Annotated in this window: 14 protein-coding genes and 1 riboswitch; of the genes, 11 read left to right on the forward strand and 3 right to left on the reverse strand. The window is 72.4% G+C overall.

The annotated features are described in order from the left end of the window. Positions 1-97 precede the first annotated feature (97 nt). Entirely contained in the window at positions 98-544 is a 447-nt protein-coding gene (locus OG710_RS23420; RefSeq protein ID WP_443064335.1) for a DUF485 domain-containing protein, read from the forward strand. Next, positions 541-2133, forward strand: a complete 1593-nt coding sequence (locus OG710_RS23425) for a solute symporter family protein (protein ID WP_330241051.1) — start codon at positions 541-543, stop codon at positions 2131-2133. Before OG710_RS23420 ends, OG710_RS23425 begins: the two co-directional genes overlap by 4 nt. 75 nt (positions 2134-2208) lie before the next feature. Here the strand turns inward: OG710_RS23425 and OG710_RS23430 are convergent, their stop codons facing one another. Next, positions 2209-3501, reverse strand: a complete 1293-nt coding sequence (locus OG710_RS23430; RefSeq protein ID WP_330241052.1) for a citrate synthase — start codon at positions 3499-3501, stop codon at positions 2209-2211. A 133-nt stretch (positions 3502-3634) separates the two neighbouring features. On the opposite strand from OG710_RS23430, the gene OG710_RS23435 reads away from it, so the two are divergent. Together OG710_RS23435 and OG710_RS23440 are read left to right on the forward strand one after the other, a co-directional pair. Next, on the forward strand, positions 3635-4795 hold the full coding sequence (locus OG710_RS23435) for a citrate synthase/methylcitrate synthase (RefSeq protein WP_330241053.1): 1161 nt from the start codon (positions 3635-3637) through the stop codon (positions 4793-4795). A gap of 19 nt (positions 4796-4814) precedes the next feature. Continuing rightward, positions 4815-5945, forward strand: a complete 1131-nt coding sequence (locus tag OG710_RS23440; RefSeq protein ID WP_330241054.1) for a CobW family GTP-binding protein — start codon at positions 4815-4817, stop codon at positions 5943-5945. 28 nt (positions 5946-5973) lie between these two features. Here the strand turns inward: OG710_RS23440 and OG710_RS23445 are convergent, their stop codons facing one another. Further along, entirely contained in the window at positions 5974-8424 is a 2451-nt protein-coding gene (locus tag OG710_RS23445) for a DNA gyrase/topoisomerase IV subunit A (protein ID WP_330241055.1), read from the reverse strand. Between the two features lie 343 nt (positions 8425-8767). On the opposite strand from OG710_RS23445, the gene OG710_RS23450 reads away from it, so the two are divergent. The 4 genes from OG710_RS23450 to OG710_RS23465 all read left to right on the forward strand — a co-directional run bounded on the left by OG710_RS23450 (position 8768) and on the right by OG710_RS23465 (position 13770). Next, complete coding sequence (locus OG710_RS23450; protein ID WP_330241056.1) at positions 8768-10129, forward strand: M16 family metallopeptidase; 1362 nt, start codon at positions 8768-8770, stop codon at positions 10127-10129. Positions 10130-10155: 26 nt separating this feature from the next. Continuing rightward, the gene (locus tag OG710_RS23455; protein WP_330242328.1) at positions 10156-11538 is read left to right on the forward strand and encodes a M16 family metallopeptidase; all 1383 of its coding nucleotides are present in this window, start codon (positions 10156-10158) and stop codon (positions 11536-11538) included. Positions 11539-11788: 250 nt separating this feature from the next. Beyond that, positions 11789-11957, forward strand: a riboswitch (cyclic di-AMP (ydaO/yuaA leader). A gap of 13 nt (positions 11958-11970) precedes the next feature. Then, positions 11971-12861: a M23 family metallopeptidase gene (locus OG710_RS23460; protein ID WP_330241057.1), complete on the forward strand. Its 891-nt coding sequence runs from the start codon at positions 11971-11973 to the stop codon at positions 12859-12861. Positions 12862-13065: 204 nt separating this feature from the next. Further along, positions 13066-13770 carry a GntR family transcriptional regulator gene (locus tag OG710_RS23465; protein WP_330241058.1) on the forward strand — a complete coding sequence of 235 codons (705 nt, stop codon included), beginning with the start codon at positions 13066-13068 and terminating at the stop codon, positions 13768-13770. Positions 13771-13918: 148 nt separating this feature from the next. Here OG710_RS23465 and OG710_RS23470 read toward each other — a convergent pair whose 3' ends face one another. Next, positions 13919-14200: an HPr family phosphocarrier protein gene (locus OG710_RS23470; protein ID WP_330241059.1), complete on the reverse strand. Its 282-nt coding sequence runs from the start codon at positions 14198-14200 to the stop codon at positions 13919-13921. A gap of 162 nt (positions 14201-14362) precedes the next feature. On the opposite strand from OG710_RS23470, the gene OG710_RS23475 reads away from it, so the two are divergent. The 3 genes from OG710_RS23475 to OG710_RS23485 all read left to right on the forward strand — a co-directional run bounded on the left by OG710_RS23475 (position 14363) and on the right by OG710_RS23485 (position 19187). Continuing rightward, complete coding sequence (locus OG710_RS23475; protein WP_330241060.1) at positions 14363-17302, forward strand: bifunctional acetate--CoA ligase family protein/GNAT family N-acetyltransferase; 2940 nt, start codon at positions 14363-14365, stop codon at positions 17300-17302. Positions 17303-17391: 89 nt separating this feature from the next. Then, positions 17392-17997: a DUF5998 family protein gene (locus OG710_RS23480; protein WP_330241061.1), complete on the forward strand. Its 606-nt coding sequence runs from the start codon at positions 17392-17394 to the stop codon at positions 17995-17997. After that, positions 17997-19187 (forward strand): alkaline phosphatase family protein, encoded by a 1191-nt coding sequence (locus OG710_RS23485; RefSeq protein WP_330241062.1) that lies wholly within the window; start codon positions 17997-17999, stop codon positions 19185-19187. Before OG710_RS23480 ends, OG710_RS23485 begins: the two co-directional genes overlap by 1 nt. The last annotated feature ends 25 nt before the right edge of the window (positions 19188-19212 follow it).

Raw genomic sequence — 19212 nt, forward strand, 5'->3', positions numbered from 1 at the left:
CTTCCCGTTCTGCCCATTCTTGGATATGCGGCCGAAGTGGTCCGTGGACAAGGGGAGTTGTGCGGTGGAGAAGGAAACAGGGCCAGGGGTCGCAGCGGTGCGGCTCGACGGTCCTCGGGACGACGCGCCGGTCCCCCGACAGGAGGAGCCGGACAGCGCGGACGGTTCCACGACCGCCACGGTGTCCGGGTGGAGCGCCCCACGCGGGGGCGGTCCCAGCAGCGCGGACATCTACCTGGAGGTGCAGCGCAGCGAGGCGTTCCAGGAGGTGCGCCGTCGCTACCGGCGCTTCGTCGGCCCCGCCACCGCGGCCTTCCTCGTCTGGTACCTCGCCTATGTCGTCACGGCGGTGACCGCGCCCGGACTGATGGCGCGGCCGGTGGCCGGGGCGGTCAATGTGGCCATGGTCGTGGGCCTCGGGCAGTTCCTGACGACGTTCCTGCTCACCGGGGCGTACGCGCGGCACGCGCGGCTGCGCCGGGACCGGGCCGCGCTCGATCTGCGCTGGGAGACCCAGGAGATGACACGGGGGGCCGGGCGTTGAGCGGCGACCATCAGACCCTGGCGCTGCTGCTGTTCAGCGCCTTCATCGCGGTCACCCTGGGCATCACCACCTGGGTGAGCCGCAACCGGCACGGCTCGGCGGAGGAGTTCTACGCCGGCGGCCGGCTGTTCTCCCCGATGGAGAACGGGTTCGCCATCGCCGGGGACTACATGTCCGCCGCGTCGTTCCTGGGCATCTCCGGCCTGATCGCCCTCTTCGGCTACGACGGCATGCTCTACTCGGTCGGCTTCCTGGTGGCGTGGCTCGTCGTGCTGCTGCTCGTCGCGGAACTCGTGCGCAACTGCGGCAGGTTCACCCTGGCCGATGTGGTGGCGGCGCGGATGGCGGAGCGCCCGGTCCGCATCGCGGCGGGCACCTCCTCGGTCACCGTGTCCGTGCTGTACCTGGTGGCGCAGATGGTCGGTGCGGGCAGTCTCGTCGCGCTGCTCCTCGGCGGGACCAGCGGCGCGGCCCGCTCATGGACCGTCATCGGTGTCGGCGCGCTCATGGTGGTGTACGTCTCGCTCGGCGGGATGCGGGCCACCACCTGGATCCAGATCGTCAAGGCCGTGCTGCTGATGGCCGGCACCGTGGTGCTCACCGTGCTCGTGCTGATCCGTTTCCACGGCGACTTCAACGAGTTGCTCACCTCCGCCGCCCACCGCAGCGGGTACGGCAAGGACTTCCTCTCGCCCGGTCTCCGGTACGGCGGGAGCTGGACGGCGCGCGTCGACTTCATCAGCCTCGGCCTCGCCCTGGTGCTGGGCACGGCCGGGCTGCCGCACATCCTGTCCCGCTTCTACACCGTGCCCACGGCCCGCGCGGCGCGCCGGTCCGTCGTCTGGTCCATCGGCCTGATCGGCAGCTTCTACCTGATGACGATCGTGCTGGGATTCGGGGCCGCCGCGCTGGTCGGCTCGTCCGCCGTACGGGAGTCCAATCCCGCCGGGAACACGGCTGTTCCGCTGCTGGCCATGGTGTTGGGCGGTGGCGAGGGTTCGACCGGCGGAACGATCCTCTTCGCCGTGGTCGCCGCTGTCGCCTTCGCGACCATCCTGGCCGTCGTCGCGGGGATCACCCTCGCTTCGTCCGCCTCCGTGGCCCACGACCTCTACGCCTCGTTCAAGCGGCCCGGCACCAAGCAGCGCAGCGAGGTGGCCGTGGCCCGTGTGGCGGCGGCCGGTATCGGTGTCGCGGCCATCGGGCTGGGGCTGCTCGCCCAGGACCTCAATGTGGCGTTCCTGGTGGGCCTCGCCTTCGCCGTCGCGGCCTCGGCGAACCTCCCGGTCCTGCTCTATTCGCTGTTCTGGCGCGACTTCACCACACGCGGAGCGGTGTGGTCGGTCTACGGCGGGCTGATCCCGGCCGTGCTGCTCGTCGTGCTCTCACCGGTCGTTTCCGGCAGCCCCCACGCGCTCTTCCCCGGTGTCGACTTCCAGATCTTCCCGCTGGAGAACCCCGGCCTGGTCTCCATCCCCCTGGGTTTCCTGACCGGCTGGATCGGGACCGTGACCGCCGACGAACCGCCGGACGCGGCCAAGCATGCGGAGATCGAGGTGCGCGCGATGACCGGGGCCGGTGCCGTCTGAGCCTCATGGAGTGCGGGCGTGACTCGTGCCCGGAGCGGAGCGGAGTGGTGCGGAGTGGTGCGGAGTGGTGCGGGGCTACGGGGTCGGCAGCGGCTGGGGCGGCCGGGGGCCGGTGTAGTGGCCGCTGGGACGCATGCGCAGTGGGCTCTCCCCGTACTCCTCCAGGGCGTGCGCGATCCAGCCCGCCGTCCGGGCGAGGGCGAAGACGGTCTCGCCCGCCTCCGTCGGCATGCCGGCGGAGACCGAGAGCACGGCGAGCGCCAGGTCCACGTTGGCGTGCGGAGTGGCGTCGCGCGCCGCAGTGGCGACCACGTCCCGTGCGGCGGCCAGAGCCGGTCCGGCCTGCGGCACGCGTGCGAGCAGGTCGAAAAGGGCGCGGGCGCGCGGGTCCTCACCGGTGTAGAGCCGGTGCCCGAGCCCCGGAACCCGGCGACCGGCGCGCAGATGGTCGGCCACCACGGGTGCGGCGCCGCCGCGTTCCAGGACCTCGGCCAGCATGCGGTGGGCAAGCCCGCTCGCCGCGCCGTGCAGGGGGCCCTCCAGCACGCCGAGCCCCGCCGACACCACGGCGTACGGGTGGGCACGGGCCGAGGCGGCGACCCTCGCGGCCAGCGTGGAAGCGGCGAGATCGTGGTCGATCAACAGCGCGAGCGCGGCGTCCAGCACGGCGAGTGAGGGCCCGTCAGGTTGGCGAGCGGTGAGTTTCGGCCACAGTTGACCAGCGATACCGCCGGGCGTGCCGGCCCCACCGATGGTTCCACCGGAGGCCCCGCCGCCCCCGCCCACCCCCGGCAGCGCCCCGACCAGCGTCGGGATCAGGCTCCGCGCGCCCGCCAGCACCGCCTCGCGGGACAGGTCGAAGCGCAGCGGGTCCGTCGCCGCGGCGGCCACCACCGCCACCCGCAGCCGGTCCGTGGAACCGCAGTGCGCGGGCAGCGCGCCGACCGCTCGCCGGGCTGCCGCCACCGCCTGCGCGGGAGCGGCGAACCGGATGCCCGGCACCAGCGCGCCCGTCCACAGCCACTCCGCGACCTCCTCGTACGTGTGACGCGCCGCCAGCTCCGTCGCGTCCACGCCCCGGAAGTAGTAGCGGTCGCCGTCGATGAGGGTGATGCCGGTACGGACGGCCGGATCGCCCGTGGCCGGGGATGCCGCCTCCCTGCGCACCGTGCGCCGGGCCAGGGCCTCGACCTCCGCCGCGTCGAACGTGCTGCCACGCCCGCCCGGCACGCGGGAGCTGCTCAGCTGGCCCCGGCTGACGTAGGCGTACACCGTTTCGGGCTTCACGCCCAGGCGCTCGGCCGTCTCGCGCGTGGTGAGCCGCTGCCCGGCCCCGGCCTGTCCGTCCGTCTCTGATCGCTCCCTCATGCCGCCACCGTATCCATCCGCCATCGCGCTATCGACACGTTCACATTGATTCAATCAATATTGACAGCAATGAGTCATGCATGGACAGTCGAATCAATATCAAGTGGTCATCGACCTGTCCACGGAGGAAGCAATGACGACCATGACCGGCGACACACCGCTCGACGTCCCCCGAGGTCTCGCGGGCGTCGTCGTGACCGATACGGCCCTCGGAGACGTCCGGGGACGTGAGGGCTTCTACCACTACCGCCAGTACTCGGCGGTCGAACTGGCGCGGAGCCGCAGCTTCGAGGACGTCTGGTACCTGATGACCGAGGGCGAACTGCCCGGCCCGGCGGCCCGAGCGGACTTCGCCGACCGCACGGCCGCGCTGCGCGTACTGCCCGACGCGGTGCGCGAGGCCCTGCCCGCCATCGCGCGGGCGAGCGCGGTGTCGGGCCCGCTGGCCGGGCTGCGCACCGCGCTCTCCCTGCTCGGCGCGTCGGCCGGTTTCCGGCCGGTGTACGACATCGGCGCGGAGCGGCGCCGGGCCGACGCGCTGGCCGTCTGCGCGGCCGTACCCACGGTGCTGACCGCGCTGTACCGCCTCGGCCGGGGGCTCGAACCCGTCGAGCCGCGCGCCGACCTGCCGCACGCGGCGAACTACCTGTACATGCTCACCGGCACCGTGCCGGACGAGGCACGGGCCAGGGCCGTCGAGCGGTATCTGATCTCGACCGTGGACCACGGCTTCAACGCCTCGACGTTCACCGGACGGGTCGTCGCCTCGACCGGTGCGGACGTCGCCGCCTGCCTCGTCGCGGCCGTCGGAGCGCTTTCCGGCCCGCTGCACGGCGGCGCCCCCAGCCGCGCCCTCGACACGCTCGACGCGATCGGAACCCCGGACCGGATCGACGGATGGATTCGCGAACGGGTCCTCGCCGGCGACCGGATCATGGGCTTCGGGCACCCCGTGTACCGCACCGAGGACCCCCGCTCGCGCATGCTGCGGTCCATCGCCCAGGACTTCGGCGGCCCGCTCGTGGACTTCGCCGTCGAGGTGGAACGCCAGGTGGAGGCGATCCTCGCCGAGCTGAAGCCGGGGCGCGAACTGCACACCAACGTGGAGTTCTACGCCGGAGTGGTCATGGAGCTGTGCGGGCTGCCGCGTGAGATGTTCACGCCGACCTTCTGCGCGGCGCGAGTCGTGGGCTGGAGCGCCAATATCCTGGAGCAGGCGGAGGACTCGAAGATCATCCGCCCGGCGGCACGCTACGTCGGCCCGCCTCCGCCGCAGCCCGTCCCGGCAGTCTGACCCCGCAGAAAGGTCCCCGTTGAGCACGTCGCCCCGCAGCCCCCAGATCCCGGTCGTCGTCCTCGCGGGCTTCCTCGGGTCCGGCAAGACGACCCTGCTCAACCACCTCCTGCGGCACCGCGCGGGCAACCGGATCGGCGTGATCGTCAACGATTTCGGGGCCATCGAGATCGACGCCATGACCGTCTCCGGGCAGGTCGGGTCCACCGTCTCCCTGGGCGGCGGCTGTCTGTGCTGCGCGGTCGACGTCAGCGAACTCGACACCTATCTGGAGACCCTCACCCGGCCCTCCGCCCGGCTCGACGTGATCGTCATCGAGGCGAGCGGGCTCGCGGAGCCGCAGGAACTGGTCCGGATGATCCTCGCCAGCGACAACCCGCACATCGTGTACGGGGGACTGGTCGAGGTGGTCGACGCCGCCGAGTTCGAGGCGACCCGCGCCCGCCATCCGGAGATCGGCCGCCATCTCGCGGTGGCCGATCTCGTCGTGCTCAACAAGACCGACCGGGCCGGCGACGAGGAGTGCGCCCGCGTCCGGCAGGCCGTCGCCGAGTCCGGCAGCAGGGCGGCGATCGTCCCCGCCACATACGGACGTATCGACCCGGAGCTGCTGTTCGACCCGGCGCTGCGGCCCGACCACGAGGAGAAGGAGCGCCAGCTCAGCTTCGAGGACCTGTACCTGGAGCAGCGCGCGCAGGAGGACGGCGACGGGCACGGGGGCCATCTGCACACCGCGTACGAGAGCCTCGACTTCGACTCCGACCTCCCGATGGAGCCCGGCCGGCTGATGCGGTTCCTGGACTCGCGGCCCGAGGGGCTGTATCGCATCAAGGGGTACGTCGACTTCGGCGCGGGCGATCCGGACCACGCCTACGGGGTACACGCGGTGGGCAGGTTCCTGCGGTTCACCCCCAGGCCGTGGACGCGTGGCGAGGCCAGGAGGACCCAGCTCGTTCTGATCGGCTCCGGCATCGACGTACCGGCCCTGCGCAAGGAGCTGGAGACCTGCCGTACCCCGGCCGGCACCGGCGCAACGGCCGACACCGGCGCAACGGCCGACGCTGCCGCAACGGAGCAGGATGCCGCACGCGAGCGGGCCATGTGGGGCGTCCTGCGGTACGTGCGCCAGCCCGGCGACGACGACGCGTAGCGCGTCACCGCCGCCGGGCCACCGGGCTCTACGCCGGGCCGGCGATCACCGCGACCGGGTTCGCCAGCGGCGTCCCCGAACCGTCGCGCCGCGGGTCGGGCTCGGGCAGCGACGACGGGGTGCCGTTCTTCTGCGCAGCCCTGGCCGGCATCGCACCCGCCCAGGCGAACACCAGCACGTCCTCGCCCTTCAGGAACCGCTGGCAGCGCACCCCGCCGGTCGCCCGGCCCTTGCGCGGATACTGGTCGAACGGCGTGAGCTTGCAGGTCAGCACCGAATCGTCCAGCGTGCCGTGCGAACCGGCGATCGTGAACACCGCGGCGTCCGCCGCCGGGTCCACCGCCGAGAACGCCAGCACCAGCGCCCCCGAGCCGAGCTTCACACCCGCCATGCCGCCGGCCGGCCGGCCCTGCGGGCGCACCTGAGCCGCCGGGTAGCGCAGCAGCTGCGCGTCCGAGGTGATGAAGACGAGGTCCTCCTCGCCCGTCCGCAGCTCCACCGCGCCGACGATCCGGTCACCGTCCTTGAGGGTGATGACCTCCAGCTCGTCCTTGTTGGCCGGATAGTCGGGCACCACACGCTTGACGACGCCGTGGAGCGTACCGATGGCGAGGCCCGGTGACGCCTCGTCGAGCGTGGTGAGGCAGATGACGTCCTCGTCCGCCTCCAGCGTCAGGAACTCGCCGACCGTCGCCCCGCCCGACAGGTTGGGCGCCGCGTGGGTGTCCGGGAGCTGGGGGAGGTCGATCACCGACAGCCGCAGCAGCCGCCCGCTCGACGTCACCACGCCGACGTCGCCGCGCGCCGTCGCCGGCACCGCCGAGACGATCACATCGTGCTTGGACCGCTTGGCACCTTCGGCGGCGACGATCGGCTCGCCGTTGGCCGTACGCGCCAGCAGGCCGGTCGAGGACAGCAGCACCCGGCACGGGTCGTCCGCGACCTCCAGCGGGACCGAGGCGACCTGCGAACCGGCCGACTCCAGCAGCACCGTGCGCCGGGCGGTGCCGAACTTCTTCGCGACCGCGGCCAGTTCCGAGGAGACCAGCTTGCGCAGCTCGGTGTCCGACTCCAGGATCGATGTCAGCTCCGCGATCTCGGCGTTCAGCCGGTCCCGCTCGCTCTCCAGCTCGATCCGGTCGAACCGGGTCAGCCGCCGTAGCGGCGTGTCGAGGATGTACTGCGTCTGGATCTCGCTCAGCGAGAAGCGCTCGATGAGCCGCTCCTTGGCCTGCGCCGAGTTGTCGCTGGAGCGGATCAGCCGGATGACCTCGTCGATGTCGACCAGGGCGACGAGCAGGCCCTCGACCAGATGCAGCCGGTTGCGGCGCTTGGTCCGGCGGAACTCGCTGCGCCGGCGCACCACGTCGAAGCGGTGGTCGAGATAGACCTCGAGGAGCTCCTTGAGGCCCAGGGTGAGCGGCTGCCCGTCGACCAGCGCCACGTTGTTGATGCCGAAGGACTCCTCCATCGGCGTCAGCTTGTAGAGCTGCTCCAGCACCGCCTCCGGCACGAAGCCGTTCTTGATCTCGATGACCAGGCGCAGGCCGTGCGCGCGGTCGGTGAGGTCCTTGACGTCGGCGATGCCCTGGAGCTTCTTCGCCGAGACCAGGTCCTTGATCTTGGAGATGACCTTCTCGGGGCCCACGGTGAACGGCAGTTCGGTGACGACGAGGCCCTTGCGGCGCGGCGTGACGTTCTCCACCGTGGCCGTGGCGCGGATCTTGAACGTGCCGCGGCCCTTGGCGTACGCGTCCTTGATGCCGCCGAGGCCCACGATCCGCCCGCCGGTCGGCAGGTCGGGGCCGGGGACGTACCGCATCAGGGTCTCCAGGTCGGCGCCCGGATGCTTGATGAGGTGCCGGGCCGCCGCGATGACCTCGCCCAGGTTGTGCGGCGGCATGTTGGTGGCCATGCCGACCGCGATCCCGGTCGTGCCGTTGACCAGGAGGTTGGGGTAGGCGGCCGGGAGGACGACCGGCTCCTGCTCCTGGCCGTCGTAGTTCGCCTGGAAGGCGACCGTCTCCTCGTCGATGGACTCCGTCATCAGCGAGGTCGCGTCGGCCATCCGGCACTCGGTGTACCGCATGGCGGCCGGCGGGTCGTCGTTGCCCAGGGAGCCGAAGTTGCCGTGCCCGTCGACGAGGGGCAGGCGCATCGAGAACGGCTGGGCCATGCGCACCAGCGCGTCGTAGATCGACGCGTCGCCGTGGGGGTGCAGCTTGCCCATGACCTCGCCGACGACGCGGGCGCACTTCACGAAGCCGCGGTCCGGGCGCAGGCCCATCTCGTTCATCTGGTAAACGATGCGGCGGTGCACCGGCTTCATGCCGTCGCGGGCGTCCGGCAGGGCACGGGAATAGATCACCGAGTACGCGTACTCGAGGAAGGAGCCCTGCATTTCGTCGACGACGTCGATGTCGAGGATCTTCTCCTCGAAGTCGACCGGCGGCGGGGTCTTCGTGCTGCGGCGGGCCATCGCTGCTGCGACTCCTTCACGGCTGTCGTGCGGGCAACCTCTCAGGTCCCCTGAAGGTTCTGACGCGCACCATTGTGGACCGCCGCACTGACAACCCCGACCTCGACCCGTCCCAAACGCCCCTCGGCATCCGTCCCGAGGCGGTGGAGGACCCCCTTCCGGGGAATTTCGTGCGAACCTCCGCCGTACGGGAACTTCGGCAGGTGCCGGTTCGCTTGCATACAGTGGCTGTGTCTCGAAGCAACCTTGTCTCGGCAACCTTGTCTCGAAGCAACTTTTCGAAGCAGCCTCCCGCAGCGGCTTCTTCATATGGACATTCAGTAGCGCGATCGAAGGGACGTACATGCCCATGGGTCACACGGCCACAGCCCAGGCCGGCTCCGGCGGCTTGACAGCGACCGAGCACCGTCTGGCCAACGGCCTGCGCGTGGTGCTCTCCGAGGACCATCTGACCCCGGTCGCGGCGGTGTGCCTCTGGTACGACGTCGGCTCGCGCCACGAGGTCAAGGGCCGTACGGGCCTGGCCCACCTCTTCGAGCACCTGATGTTCCAGGGCTCCGGCCAGGTCAAGGGGAACGGACACTTCGAGCTGGTGCAGGGCGCCGGCGGTTCGCTCAACGGCACCACCAGCTTCGAGCGCACCAACTACTTCGAGACCATGCCCACGCACCAGCTGGAGCTGGCCCTGTGGCTCGAGGCCGACCGGATGGGCTCGCTGCTCGCCGCGCTCGACGAGGAGTCCATGGAGAACCAGCGCGACGTCGTCAAGAACGAGCGCCGCCAGCGCTACGACAACGTCCCGTACGGCACCGCGTTCGAGCGGCTGACCGCCCTGGCCTACCCCGAGCCCCACCCGTACCACCACACCCCGATCGGCTCGATGGCCGACCTGGACGCGGCGACCCTGGAGGACGCCCGCGCCTTCTTCCGTACGTACTACGCGCCGAACAACGCGGTGCTGTCGGTCGTCGGGGACATCGACCCCGAGCAGACCCTCGCCTGGATCGAGAAGTACTTCGGCTCCATCCCCTCCCACGACGGCAAGCAGCCGCCGCGCGACGGCTCGCTGCCCCCGATCATGGGCGGCCAGCTGCGCGAGGAGGTCCGCGAGGAGGTGCCTTCCCGCGCCCTGATGGCCGCCTACCGGCTGCCCCACGACGGCACCCGCGAGTGCGACGCCGCGGACCTCGCCCTGACCGTGCTGGGCGGCGGCGAGTCGTCCCGGCTGCACAACCGCCTGGTCCGCCGCGACCGTACGGCGGTGGCCGCCGGATTCGGACTGCTCCGGCTCGCCGGCGCGCCCTCCCTGGGCTGGCTGGACGTCAAGACGTCCGGCGGCGTGGAGATCGCCCGGATCGAGGCCGCGGTCGACGAGGAACTGGCCCGGTTCGCCGAGGAGGGCCCCACGCCCGAGGAGATGGAGCGCGCCCAGGCCCAGTTGGAGCGCGAGTGGCTGGACCGGCTCGGTACGGTCGCGGGCCGCGCCGACGAACTCTGCCGGTACGCCGTGCTGTTCGGTGACCCGCAGCTCGCCCTGACCGCCGTCGACCGGGTCCTCGACGTCACGGCCGAGGAGGTCAAGGCGGCCGCGCAGGCCCAGCTGCGGCCGGACAACAGGGCCGTCCTGGTCTACGAACCGGTCGAGCCCGCCGAAGAGGCCGAGGCCGCCACCGACACCGACGCGCACGAAGGGGCGGACCAGTGACCGACGCTGCCGCGACTGAAGTTTCGATGCAGTACCACCCGCAGCCGACCCCGGGCACGGCCCGCCCCTGGGCCTTCCCCGCGCCCGAGCGCGGCTCCCTGCCCAACGGCATCACGGTGCTGCGCTGCCACCGCCCCGGCCAGCAGGTCGTCGCCGTCGAGATCTCCATCGACGCCCCGCTGGAAGCCGAGCCCGAGGGCCTGGACGGCGTGGCGACGATCATGTCCCGCGCCCTGTCCGAGGGCACCGACAAGCACAGCGCCGAGGAGTTCGCCGCCGAGCTGGAGCGCTGCGGGGCCACCCTCGACGCCCACGCCGACCACCCCGGCATCCGGGTCTCCCTGGAGGTCCCGGTCTCCCGGCTGGCCAAGGCCCTGGGCCTGACCGCCGAGGCGCTGCGGGCCCCGGCCTTCGCCGACAGCGAGATCGAGCGGCTGGTACGCAACCGGCTGGACGAGATCCCGCACGAGCAGGCCAACCCGGCCCGCCGCGCGGCCAAGCAGCTCTCCAAGGAGCTGTTCCCGGCCACGGCCCGCATCTCGCGCCCGCGGCTGGGCACCCAGGAGACCCTGGAACGGATCGACGCCGCGGCCGTACGCGCCTTCTACGAGGCGCACATCCGCCCGTCCGCCGCGACCGCCGTCGTCGTCGGCGACCTGACCGGCATCGACCTGGACGCGCTGCTCGCCGAGACCATCGGCGACTGGACCGGGAACACCGCCGAACCCCGCCCCGTCCCGCCGATCACGGCTGACGACACGGGCCGGGTCGTCATCGTGGACCGTCCTGGCGCGGTGCAGACGCAGCTGCTGATCGGCCGTATCGGCGCCGACCGCCACGAGAGCGTCTGGCCGGCCCAGGTCCTCGGCACGTACTGCCTCGGCGGCACGCTCACCTCCCGGCTCGACCGGGTGCTGCGCGAGGAGAAGGGCTACACCTACGGCGTACGGGCCTTCGCCCAGGTGCTCCGCTCCGGCGCCCCCGACGCAGTCACGGGTTCGACGGGCGCCGCGATGCTCGCGATCAGCGGCTCCGTGGACACCGAGTCCACCGGCCCGGCGCTGGAGGACCTGTGGAAGGTCCTGCGGACGCTGGCCGCCGAGGGCCTGACGGACGCCGAGCGCGAGACGGCCGTGCAGAACCTCGTGGGGGTCGCCCCGCTGAAGTTCGAGACGGCGGCCTCCGTCGCGAGCACCCTCGCCGACCAGGTGGAACAGCACCTCCCGGACGACTACCAGGCGACGCTGTACGCCCGCCTCGCCGAGACCGGCACGGTGGAGGCGACCGCGGCGGCGGTCAACGCCTTCCCGGTGGACCGGCTGGTCACGATTCTCGTCGGTGACGCCTCGCGCATCGAGGAGCCGGTCAGGGCCCTGGGCATCGGAGAGGTGTCGGTCGTCACCGGCTGACCGCTTGCCGCGCCCGGCCGAACGGGCGGGGAACGGAGAGGCTCCGGCGCGCTGTCGCGGCCGGAGCCTCTCCGCGTACGTACGGCCTCCGGACCCGGTGGTGCACCTTTTGTCCCTTTCATCACTCAATCATGGTGATTGCCCCTGTGGGATGCGCTACAAATCCCTCTGCCCGTTTGGTGGCGTGAAGTCCGGCCGCTTAGCTTCGGTTGCGCTGTCCGCCACTCGTGCACCGCATCCGCGACGCACCGGGCAGCCATCGCCGAGTCCCCGTCGGGCGTGAGCCCAGGGGAGCCGGGGACCCACGCAGTCCCTGGGGTGAATCGGACGCCCGCGCCCCCGTCCGGGGCGAGCCGTCCGTAGGAGACCTTCCTGCTCCGAACCCGTCAGCTAACCCGGTAGGCGAGAAGGAAGGAAAGGACCAGCCACCCCATGGCCTTCACCCGCGCCACCGGGAAGCACCGTGCCCCGAAGCGTCTGACCCGTACCGGCGCCAAGGCGCTCGGCGTCGCGACCCTCGCCACCACCGGCGTCATCGGCTCCCTGGCCTCCCCGGCCCTCGCCGCCGACGCCGCGACGGCCCCCGCGGCCACCGAGACCGGCCTCTCCCAGATCCTTACCATCGAAAACACCCTCGCCGACCGGATCGACGCCCAGGCCGACGCGCAGCAGCACCAGGCCGACGTCACCGAGAAGAAGGCGGCCGCCGAGGCGAAGGCCAAGAAGAAGGCCGCGGCCAAGAAGAAGGCGGCAGCCGAGAAGGCCGCGGCGAAGGCGGCCAAGGCCAAGGCCGCGAAGGTTGCGAAGGCCGCCGAGGCCGCGAGGACCGCGAAGGAGGCGGCCGGGAAGAAGGCCGACGCCACCCGCGAGGACTCCGCGCGCGCCACCCGCTCCAGCGCCCGCACCTCCCTCGGCGCGTCGTACCAGCTGCCCGTCGCCGGGTCGTACGTGACCACCGGCTACAAGTCCAGCGGCTCGCTGTGGTCCTCCGGCAGCCACTCCGGCATCGACTTCCACGCCGCGTCCGGCAGCTCCGTCGTCGCCGTGGGCGCCGGCACGGTCGTCGAGGCCGGCTGGGGCGGGGCGTACGGCAACAACATCGTGCTCCGGATGACGGACGGCACGTACACCCAGTACGGCCACCTCTCCTCCATCGGCGTCTCCGTCGGCCAGAGCGTCGGCGCCGGACAGCGGATCGGGCTCTCCGGCTCCACCGGGAACTCCACCGGCCCGCACCTCCACTTCGAGGCCCGCACCACGCCGTCCTACGGCTCCGACCTCGACCCGATCTCCTACCTCCGCGCCCACGGCGTCCGCGTCTGAGCGGGCGGCTCGCGGATTCCCGGCGAAGGCCCCGGCACCACCCTGCCGGGGCCTTCGCCGTATCCGCCGTATCCGATCCCGGCCCTGTCCAAAACCTCTTCATGAATTCCGGCCCGGCGTCGGAAATGCGAGCGCATTGCCATAGAGTCGCGCCAGAGACGTCGATCGACCGCTGTTCGCGGGAATTGAGGCGGAGGTTCGGACATGCGTGTTCCGGCGCAATCGGTATGCACGGCAATCCGTGACGACATCGTCTCCGGTGTCTTCGCCCGCGGCAGCCGGCTCACCGAGGAGGCGCTCGCACGGCGTTACGGGGTTTCCCGCGTCCCCGTACGGGAAGCGCTGCGCACCCTGGAGTCCGAGGGGTTCGTCGTCACCCGCAGACACGCCGGAGCCTGCGTCGCCGAGCCCTCGGAGCAGGAGGCCGCCGATCTGCTGGAAGTACGCATGCTCCTCGAACCCCTGAGCGCGGCCCGCGCGGCCCACCGCCGCACGGAGGCCCACCTCAAGGTGCTGCGCGGCCTGGTGAGACTCGGTCAGGAGCGGGTCCGCCGGGACGAGGGCGATGACCTGCGCTCCCTGGCCGACTGGTTCCACGAGACGCTCGCGCAGGCATCCGGCAGCCCCGGACTCATCGCCCTGCTCGCCCAGCTCCGCCACAAGATCGACTGGATGTACGCGGTGGAGCCGCCGGTCCGCCCCGCCGACGCCTGGGCCGAACACGGCGCCCTCGTGGACGCCGTGGCGCGCCGGGACGCCGAGCGTGCTCGCTCCCTGGCCGCGCGGCTCGCCGAACGGCAGAGCGCCGCGGCCCGGCCGCGCCGCACCGCCCGCCCCGGCGGCGTACCCCGGCCCGGTCGCGTGAGCAATGCGCAACGTGCCGTAAACACCGCGAGCGGCGGGAATTAACAAAGGGCGCGTACAAAGGGAATGGGTGTCCGCGCGAATAAAAGAGTCTGTGCGTACAAAGGTGTCCGTGCACGCAAAAGCCGCGGCGTCCATTTCAGGGAGCCGCGGCTTTCGCGTCAAGAATTCCGGCGGTCGTGACCGCTGTGGTTCAGACGGTCTCCGGGAGCTCTTCGAGGCCCTCGGCGACCAGCTTGGCCAGCCGGTCCAGCGCGGCCTCGGCGTTGTCCGCGTCGGACGCGAGCACGATCTCCTCGCCGCCCTGGGCGCCGAGACCGAGCACCGCGAGCATGGAGGCCGCGTTCACCGGGGCGCCGTCCGCCTTGGCGATGGTGACGGGAACGCCGGAAGCCGTGGCGGCACGGACGAAGATGGAAGCGGGGCGGGCGTGCAGGCCCTCGGCCCAACCGACGTTTACGCGGCGCTCAGCCATGGTTCTGCCCTTCACGAATCAACGGTTGTCTAGACCAGTGTCTCATGTGGTGCGCGGTGCTCCGGGCCGACCCGCAGGCCGCGCCGCGGGACGTCCCGGACACCCCAGCCTGCCCCGCCCCCGGCACCGCCGCGACCTGTGCCGCAGCCGTAGGCTTGGCGCATGCAGCCCTCTCCGGAGCAGAGTCCGCATTACGTCTACCCCGATCACTGGGAGGCGGACGTGGTGCTCCGCGACGGCGGCACCGCGCGGATCAGGCCGATCACCACGGACGACGCCGAGCGCCTGGTCAGCTTCTACGAGCAGGTGTCCGACGAGTCGAAGTACTACCGCTTCTTCGCGCCCTACCCCCGGCTCTCCGCCAAGGACGTGCACCGCTTCACCCATCACGACTACGTCGACAGGGTGGGGCTCGCCGTCACCGTGGGCGGCGAGTTCATCGCCACCGTCCGCTACGACCGGATCGACGCGACCGGCCGGCCCGCCTCCGCCCCCGCCGACGAGGCCGAGGTCGCCTTCCTCGTCCAGGACGCCCACCAGGGCCGGGGCGTGGCCTCGACCCTCCTCGAACACATCGCCGCGGTCGCCCGGGAACGCGGCATCCGGCGCTTCGCCGCCGAGGTGCTGCCGGCCAACACCAAGATGATCAAGGTGTTCCGGGATGCCGGCTACACCCAGCAGCGCAGCTTCGAGGACGGCTCCGTCCACCTCACCCTGGACCTCGAACCCACCGCCGAGTCGCTGGCCGTCCAGCGCGCCCGTGAACAGCGCGCCGAGGCCAAGTCCGTGCAGCGGCTGCTCGCCCCCGGCTCCGTCGCCGTCATCGGCGTCGGCCGCACCCCCGGCGGCGTCGGGCGCACCGTCCTGCGCAACCTGATCGGTGCGGGCTTCACCGGCCGCGTCCACGCCGTGAACAGCTCCTTCGACGCCGACCGGCAGACCATCGACGGGGTTCCCGCGCACCGCTCCCTGGGCGAGATCGGCGAGCCGGTCGACCTCGCGGTCGTCGCCGTGCCCGCCGACCGGGTCCCGGAGGCCGTCGCGGACTGCGGCGAGCACGGCGTCCAGGGGCTGGTCGTCCTCTCCGCCGGTTACGCCGAGTGGGGCGCCGAGGGCCGCGAGCGCCAGCGCGAACTGGTGCGCCAGGCCCGTTCGTACGGCATGCGGATCATCGGCCCCAACGCGTTCGGCGTCATCAACAACTCCGACGAGGTCCGGCTCAACGCCTCGCTCGCCCCCGAGCGGCCCGCCTCCGGGCGCATCGGCCTGTTCACCCAGTCCGGCGCCATCGGCATCGCCCTGCTCTCCGGGCTCTACCGGCGCGGCGCCGGCCTCTCCACCTTCATCTCGGCCGGCAACCGGGCCGACATCTCCGGCAACGACTTCCTCCAGTACTGGTACGAGGACCCGGACACCGACGTCGCCCTGCTCTACCTGGAGTCGCTGGGCAACCCGCGCAAGTTCACCCGCCTCGCCCGCCGCACCGCCGCCGTGAAGCCGGTCGTCGTGGTCAAGGGCGCCCGGCACAGCGGCTCCACCCCGCCCGGCCATGCCGTCCCCGTCAGCCGCATCCCCGACTCCACGGTCTCCGCGCTGATGCGGCAGGCGGGCGTCATCCGCGTCGACACGGTCACCGAGATGGTCGACGCCGGACTGCTCCTGGCCGACCAGCCGCTCCCCGCGGGCGGGCGTGTCGCGATCCTCGGCAACTCCGAGTCGCTGGGGCTGCTCACGTACGACGTCTGCCTGGCCGAGGGGCTCCGCCCGCGCCCGCCCATCGACCTCACCACCTCCGCCACCCCGCAGGACTTCCGGGACGCGCTGTCGGCGGCGCTGGCCGACGGGGCGTGCGACGCCGTGATCGTGACGGCGATCCCCTGGGTGGGCGAGGACGGCGAGGCGGAGTCGGGCGACGGCGAGGTCCTGGCCACCGCACTGCACGCGGCTGCGGCCGCCGGGCCGGCCAAGCCGGTCGCCGTGGTGCATGTGGAGATCGGTGGCCTGGCGGAGGCGCTCTCCGCCGCGACCAGCACCGTGGCCCAGCAGCGCCCGGCCACCCAGCCCTTCACGGCGGCCCAGCAGGCCCCGGCCCCGGCGCCCCGGCCCCCGTCCGCAGCCGAAAACCCCACCCCAACCGCCGACACCCCTCGCAACGCCGGCGCCCCCAACAACGCCGACGCTCCCGGAAGCACCGATACCCCCGGAAGCACCGACACCCCCCGTATCGGCCGCATCCCCGCCTACCCCGCCGCCGAGCGGGCCGTGCGGGCGCTCGCCGAGGCCGTCCGGTACGCCCAGTGGCGGCGGCAGGCCGCCGTGCCCGGCAAGGTCCCCGACTTCCTCGACGACACCATCGACGCGCCGGGCGCCGCCGCCCGCATCGACGCCCTGCTCGGCGAGGACCCCGACCCGCGCGGCCGGCCGCTCGGCCACGACGAGGCCCGCGAACTCCTCGCCTGCTACGGCATCGCCGTCCGCCCCACGCTGCCCGCACCCGGCCCGGAGGAAGCGGTGGCCGCCGCGGCCCGGCTCGGCTACCCGGTCGCGCTGAAGACCACCGCACCCCATCTGCGCCACCGCGCCGACCTCGGCGGCGTACGCCTGGACCTCGACAGCGAGGCCGCGCTGCGCCGCGCTTACGGGGACCTGACCGAACTGCTCGGCGCGCCGGCGGAGCTGCGGCCGGTCGTCCAGGCCATGGCGCCGCGCGGTGTGGACACCGTCGTCCGGGCCGCCATCGACCCGGCGGCCGGCGCCGTGCTCTCCTTCGGCCTGGCCGGGGCCCCCTCCGAGCTGCTGGGCGACATCGGACACCGGCTGGTGCCGGTCACCGACCGGGACGCCGCCGAGCTGATCCGGTCCATCCGCGCGGCCCCGGTCCTGTTCGGCTGGCGCGGTGCGGCGCCGGTGGACACCGCCGCCCTGGAGGAGCTGCTGCTCCGGGTCTCCCGGCTGGTGGACGACCACCCCGAGGTGGTCTCCATCGCGCTGGAACCCGTGGTGGTCGCCCCGCAGGGCCTCACCGTGCTCGGGGCGAGCGTCCGGCTCTCGCCGCCGCCCGCCCGGACGGACCTCGGCCCGCGCCGCCTGTCCAACTACTGACCCGGCGCCGCTCGCGCGCCCCTGGACCGGCGGGCACCGCCCGTACGAGGCGTCCCCGGCAGCCATCCGGCCCCCGTAGGATGGTTCCCATGGCTAAGACCGGTACGACGACCCAGGGGCTGCGCGCGGCGATCGAGCGCAGCGGCTACTACCCGGCCCTCGTGGCCGAGGCGGTGGAGGCCGCCGTGGGCGGTGAGCCGGTCTCTTCGTACCTGGTCCACCAGGAGACGACCTTCGACTCCAACGAGGTCCGCCGGCACGTCACGGTCCTGGTCCTCACGGACACCCGCTTCATCGTCAGCCACACCGACGAGCAGAACGCGGACACCAGCTCGCCGTCCCCGTACGCCACCACCTCCACCGAGTCGGTCAAGCTCGACCGCATCTCGTCGGTCGTGGTCAGCCGGGTCGTGGCCGATCCGGAGAAGTACGTTCCGGGCACGCTGCCCCGCGAGGTCGTCCTGACCATCGGCTGGGGCGCGGTCTCCCGGATCGACCTGGAGCCCGCCGCCTGCGGCGACCCCAACTGCGAGGCCGACCACGGCTACACGGGCAACACCACCGCCGACGACCTGAGCCTGCGGGTCAGCGAGGCCGGTGACGGCCCGGACACCGTGCGCCAGACCCTCGCCTTCGCCCAGGCCCTCTCCGAGGCCACGGCCGCGACCCCCGCGCCCCCCGCGGCCGGCCGCTGATGGCCGAGCCGGCCTGGCAGGACGACCCCGTCCCGCTGTCCGTGGACAGCGCCCCCGTCCCGGAGTACGGCAGCGGCTCGCTCGCCGATCTGCTGCCGACCCTGCTCGCGGGCCAAGGCGTGCCCGGCTTCGAGGCGGCCATCGGCGAACTCGCCCCCGCCGACCGGAACTGCGTCTTCCTGATCGACGGCCTCGGCTGGGAGCAGATCCGGGCGCATCCCGACGAGGCCCCCTTTCTGCACGGGCTGCTGCCCACCTCGCGCGGCGGCACCGGCCGCCCCATCACGGCGGGCTTCCCGGCCACCACGGCGGCCTCGCTGGCCTCCGTGGGCACCGGCCTGCCCCCCGGCGAGCACGGCCTTCCCGGCTACACGGTCCGCAATCCCGAGACCGGCGAGCTGATGAACCAGCTCCGCTGGAACCCGTGGACGCCGCCGAAGGCATGGCAGCCCCACCCGACGCTCTTCCAGCTCGCCGACGCGGCCGGGGTGCGTACGGCACAGGTCTCCGCGCCCGCCTTCGAGCAGACCCCGCTGACCAAGGTCGCGCTCAGCGGCGGCTCCTTCCTCGGCCGGCTCAGCGGCGAGGAGCGGATGGACACCGCCGCCGAACGGCTGGCCGCAGGCGACCGCTCGCTCGTCTACACGTACTACAGCGAGGTCGACGGCAAGGGCCACCGCTTCGGCATGGACTCCGACGCCTGGCGCGGCCAGCTGATGTACGTGGACGGGCTGGCCCGGCGCCTGGCCGAACAGCTTCCGCCGCGCTCGGCGCTCTACATCACCGCCGACCACGGCATGATCGACATCCCGTTCGACGAGCAGTCCCGGATCGACTTCGACGAGGACTGGGAGCTGCGCGCCGGTGTCGCGCTGCTCGGCGGCGAGGGCCGGGCCCGCCATGTGTACGCCGTTCCGGGCGCCGCGTCCGACGTGCTGGCCGTCTGGCGCGAGGTGCTGGGCGAGCAGTTCTGGGTGGCGAGCCGGGAAGAGGCCGTCGCGGCGGGCTGGTTCGGCCCCCGCATCGACGAACGGGTCCACGACAGGATCGGCGACGTGGTCGCGGCCGCCCACGACGACGTGGTGATCACCGCGTCCGTCAACGAACCGCACGAGTCGGCCATGGTCGGCATGCACGGCTCCATGACCCCCGTCGAGCAGTTCGTACCGCTCCTCGAAGTACGCTCGTAGCGCGTTCCGTCCCGCGCCGCCGCCC

The organism is Streptomyces sp. NBC_00525, assembly GCF_036346595.1.
Lineage (GTDB): Bacteria > Actinomycetota > Actinomycetes > Streptomycetales > Streptomycetaceae > Streptomyces.

Bases quoted from the DNA above. Each gene is read 5' to 3' on its own strand.
- OG710_RS23430 (WP_330241052.1), bottom strand. From the start codon at position 3,501: ATGAGGGAGCGATCAGAGACGGACGGACAGGCCGGGGCCGGGCAGCGG.
- OG710_RS23435 (WP_330241053.1), top strand. From the start codon at position 3,635: ATGACGACCATGACCGGCGACACACCGCTCGACGTCCCCCGAGGTCTC.
- OG710_RS23445 (WP_330241055.1), bottom strand. From the start codon at position 8,424: ATGGCCCGCCGCAGCACGAAGACCCCGCCGCCGGTCGACTTCGAGGAG.
- OG710_RS23450 (WP_330241056.1), top strand. From the start codon at position 8,768: ATGCCCATGGGTCACACGGCCACAGCCCAGGCCGGCTCCGGCGGCTTG.
- OG710_RS23455 (WP_330242328.1), top strand. From the start codon at position 10,156: ATGCAGTACCACCCGCAGCCGACCCCGGGCACGGCCCGCCCCTGGGCC.
- OG710_RS23460 (WP_330241057.1), top strand. From the start codon at position 11,971: ATGGCCTTCACCCGCGCCACCGGGAAGCACCGTGCCCCGAAGCGTCTG.
- OG710_RS23465 (WP_330241058.1), top strand. From the start codon at position 13,066: ATGCGTGTTCCGGCGCAATCGGTATGCACGGCAATCCGTGACGACATC.
- OG710_RS23470 (WP_330241059.1), bottom strand. From the start codon at position 14,200: ATGGCTGAGCGCCGCGTAAACGTCGGTTGGGCCGAGGGCCTGCACGCC.
- OG710_RS23475 (WP_330241060.1), top strand. From the start codon at position 14,363: ATGCAGCCCTCTCCGGAGCAGAGTCCGCATTACGTCTACCCCGATCAC.
- OG710_RS23480 (WP_330241061.1), top strand. From the start codon at position 17,392: ATGGCTAAGACCGGTACGACGACCCAGGGGCTGCGCGCGGCGATCGAG.
- OG710_RS23485 (WP_330241062.1), top strand. From the start codon at position 17,997: ATGGCCGAGCCGGCCTGGCAGGACGACCCCGTCCCGCTGTCCGTGGAC.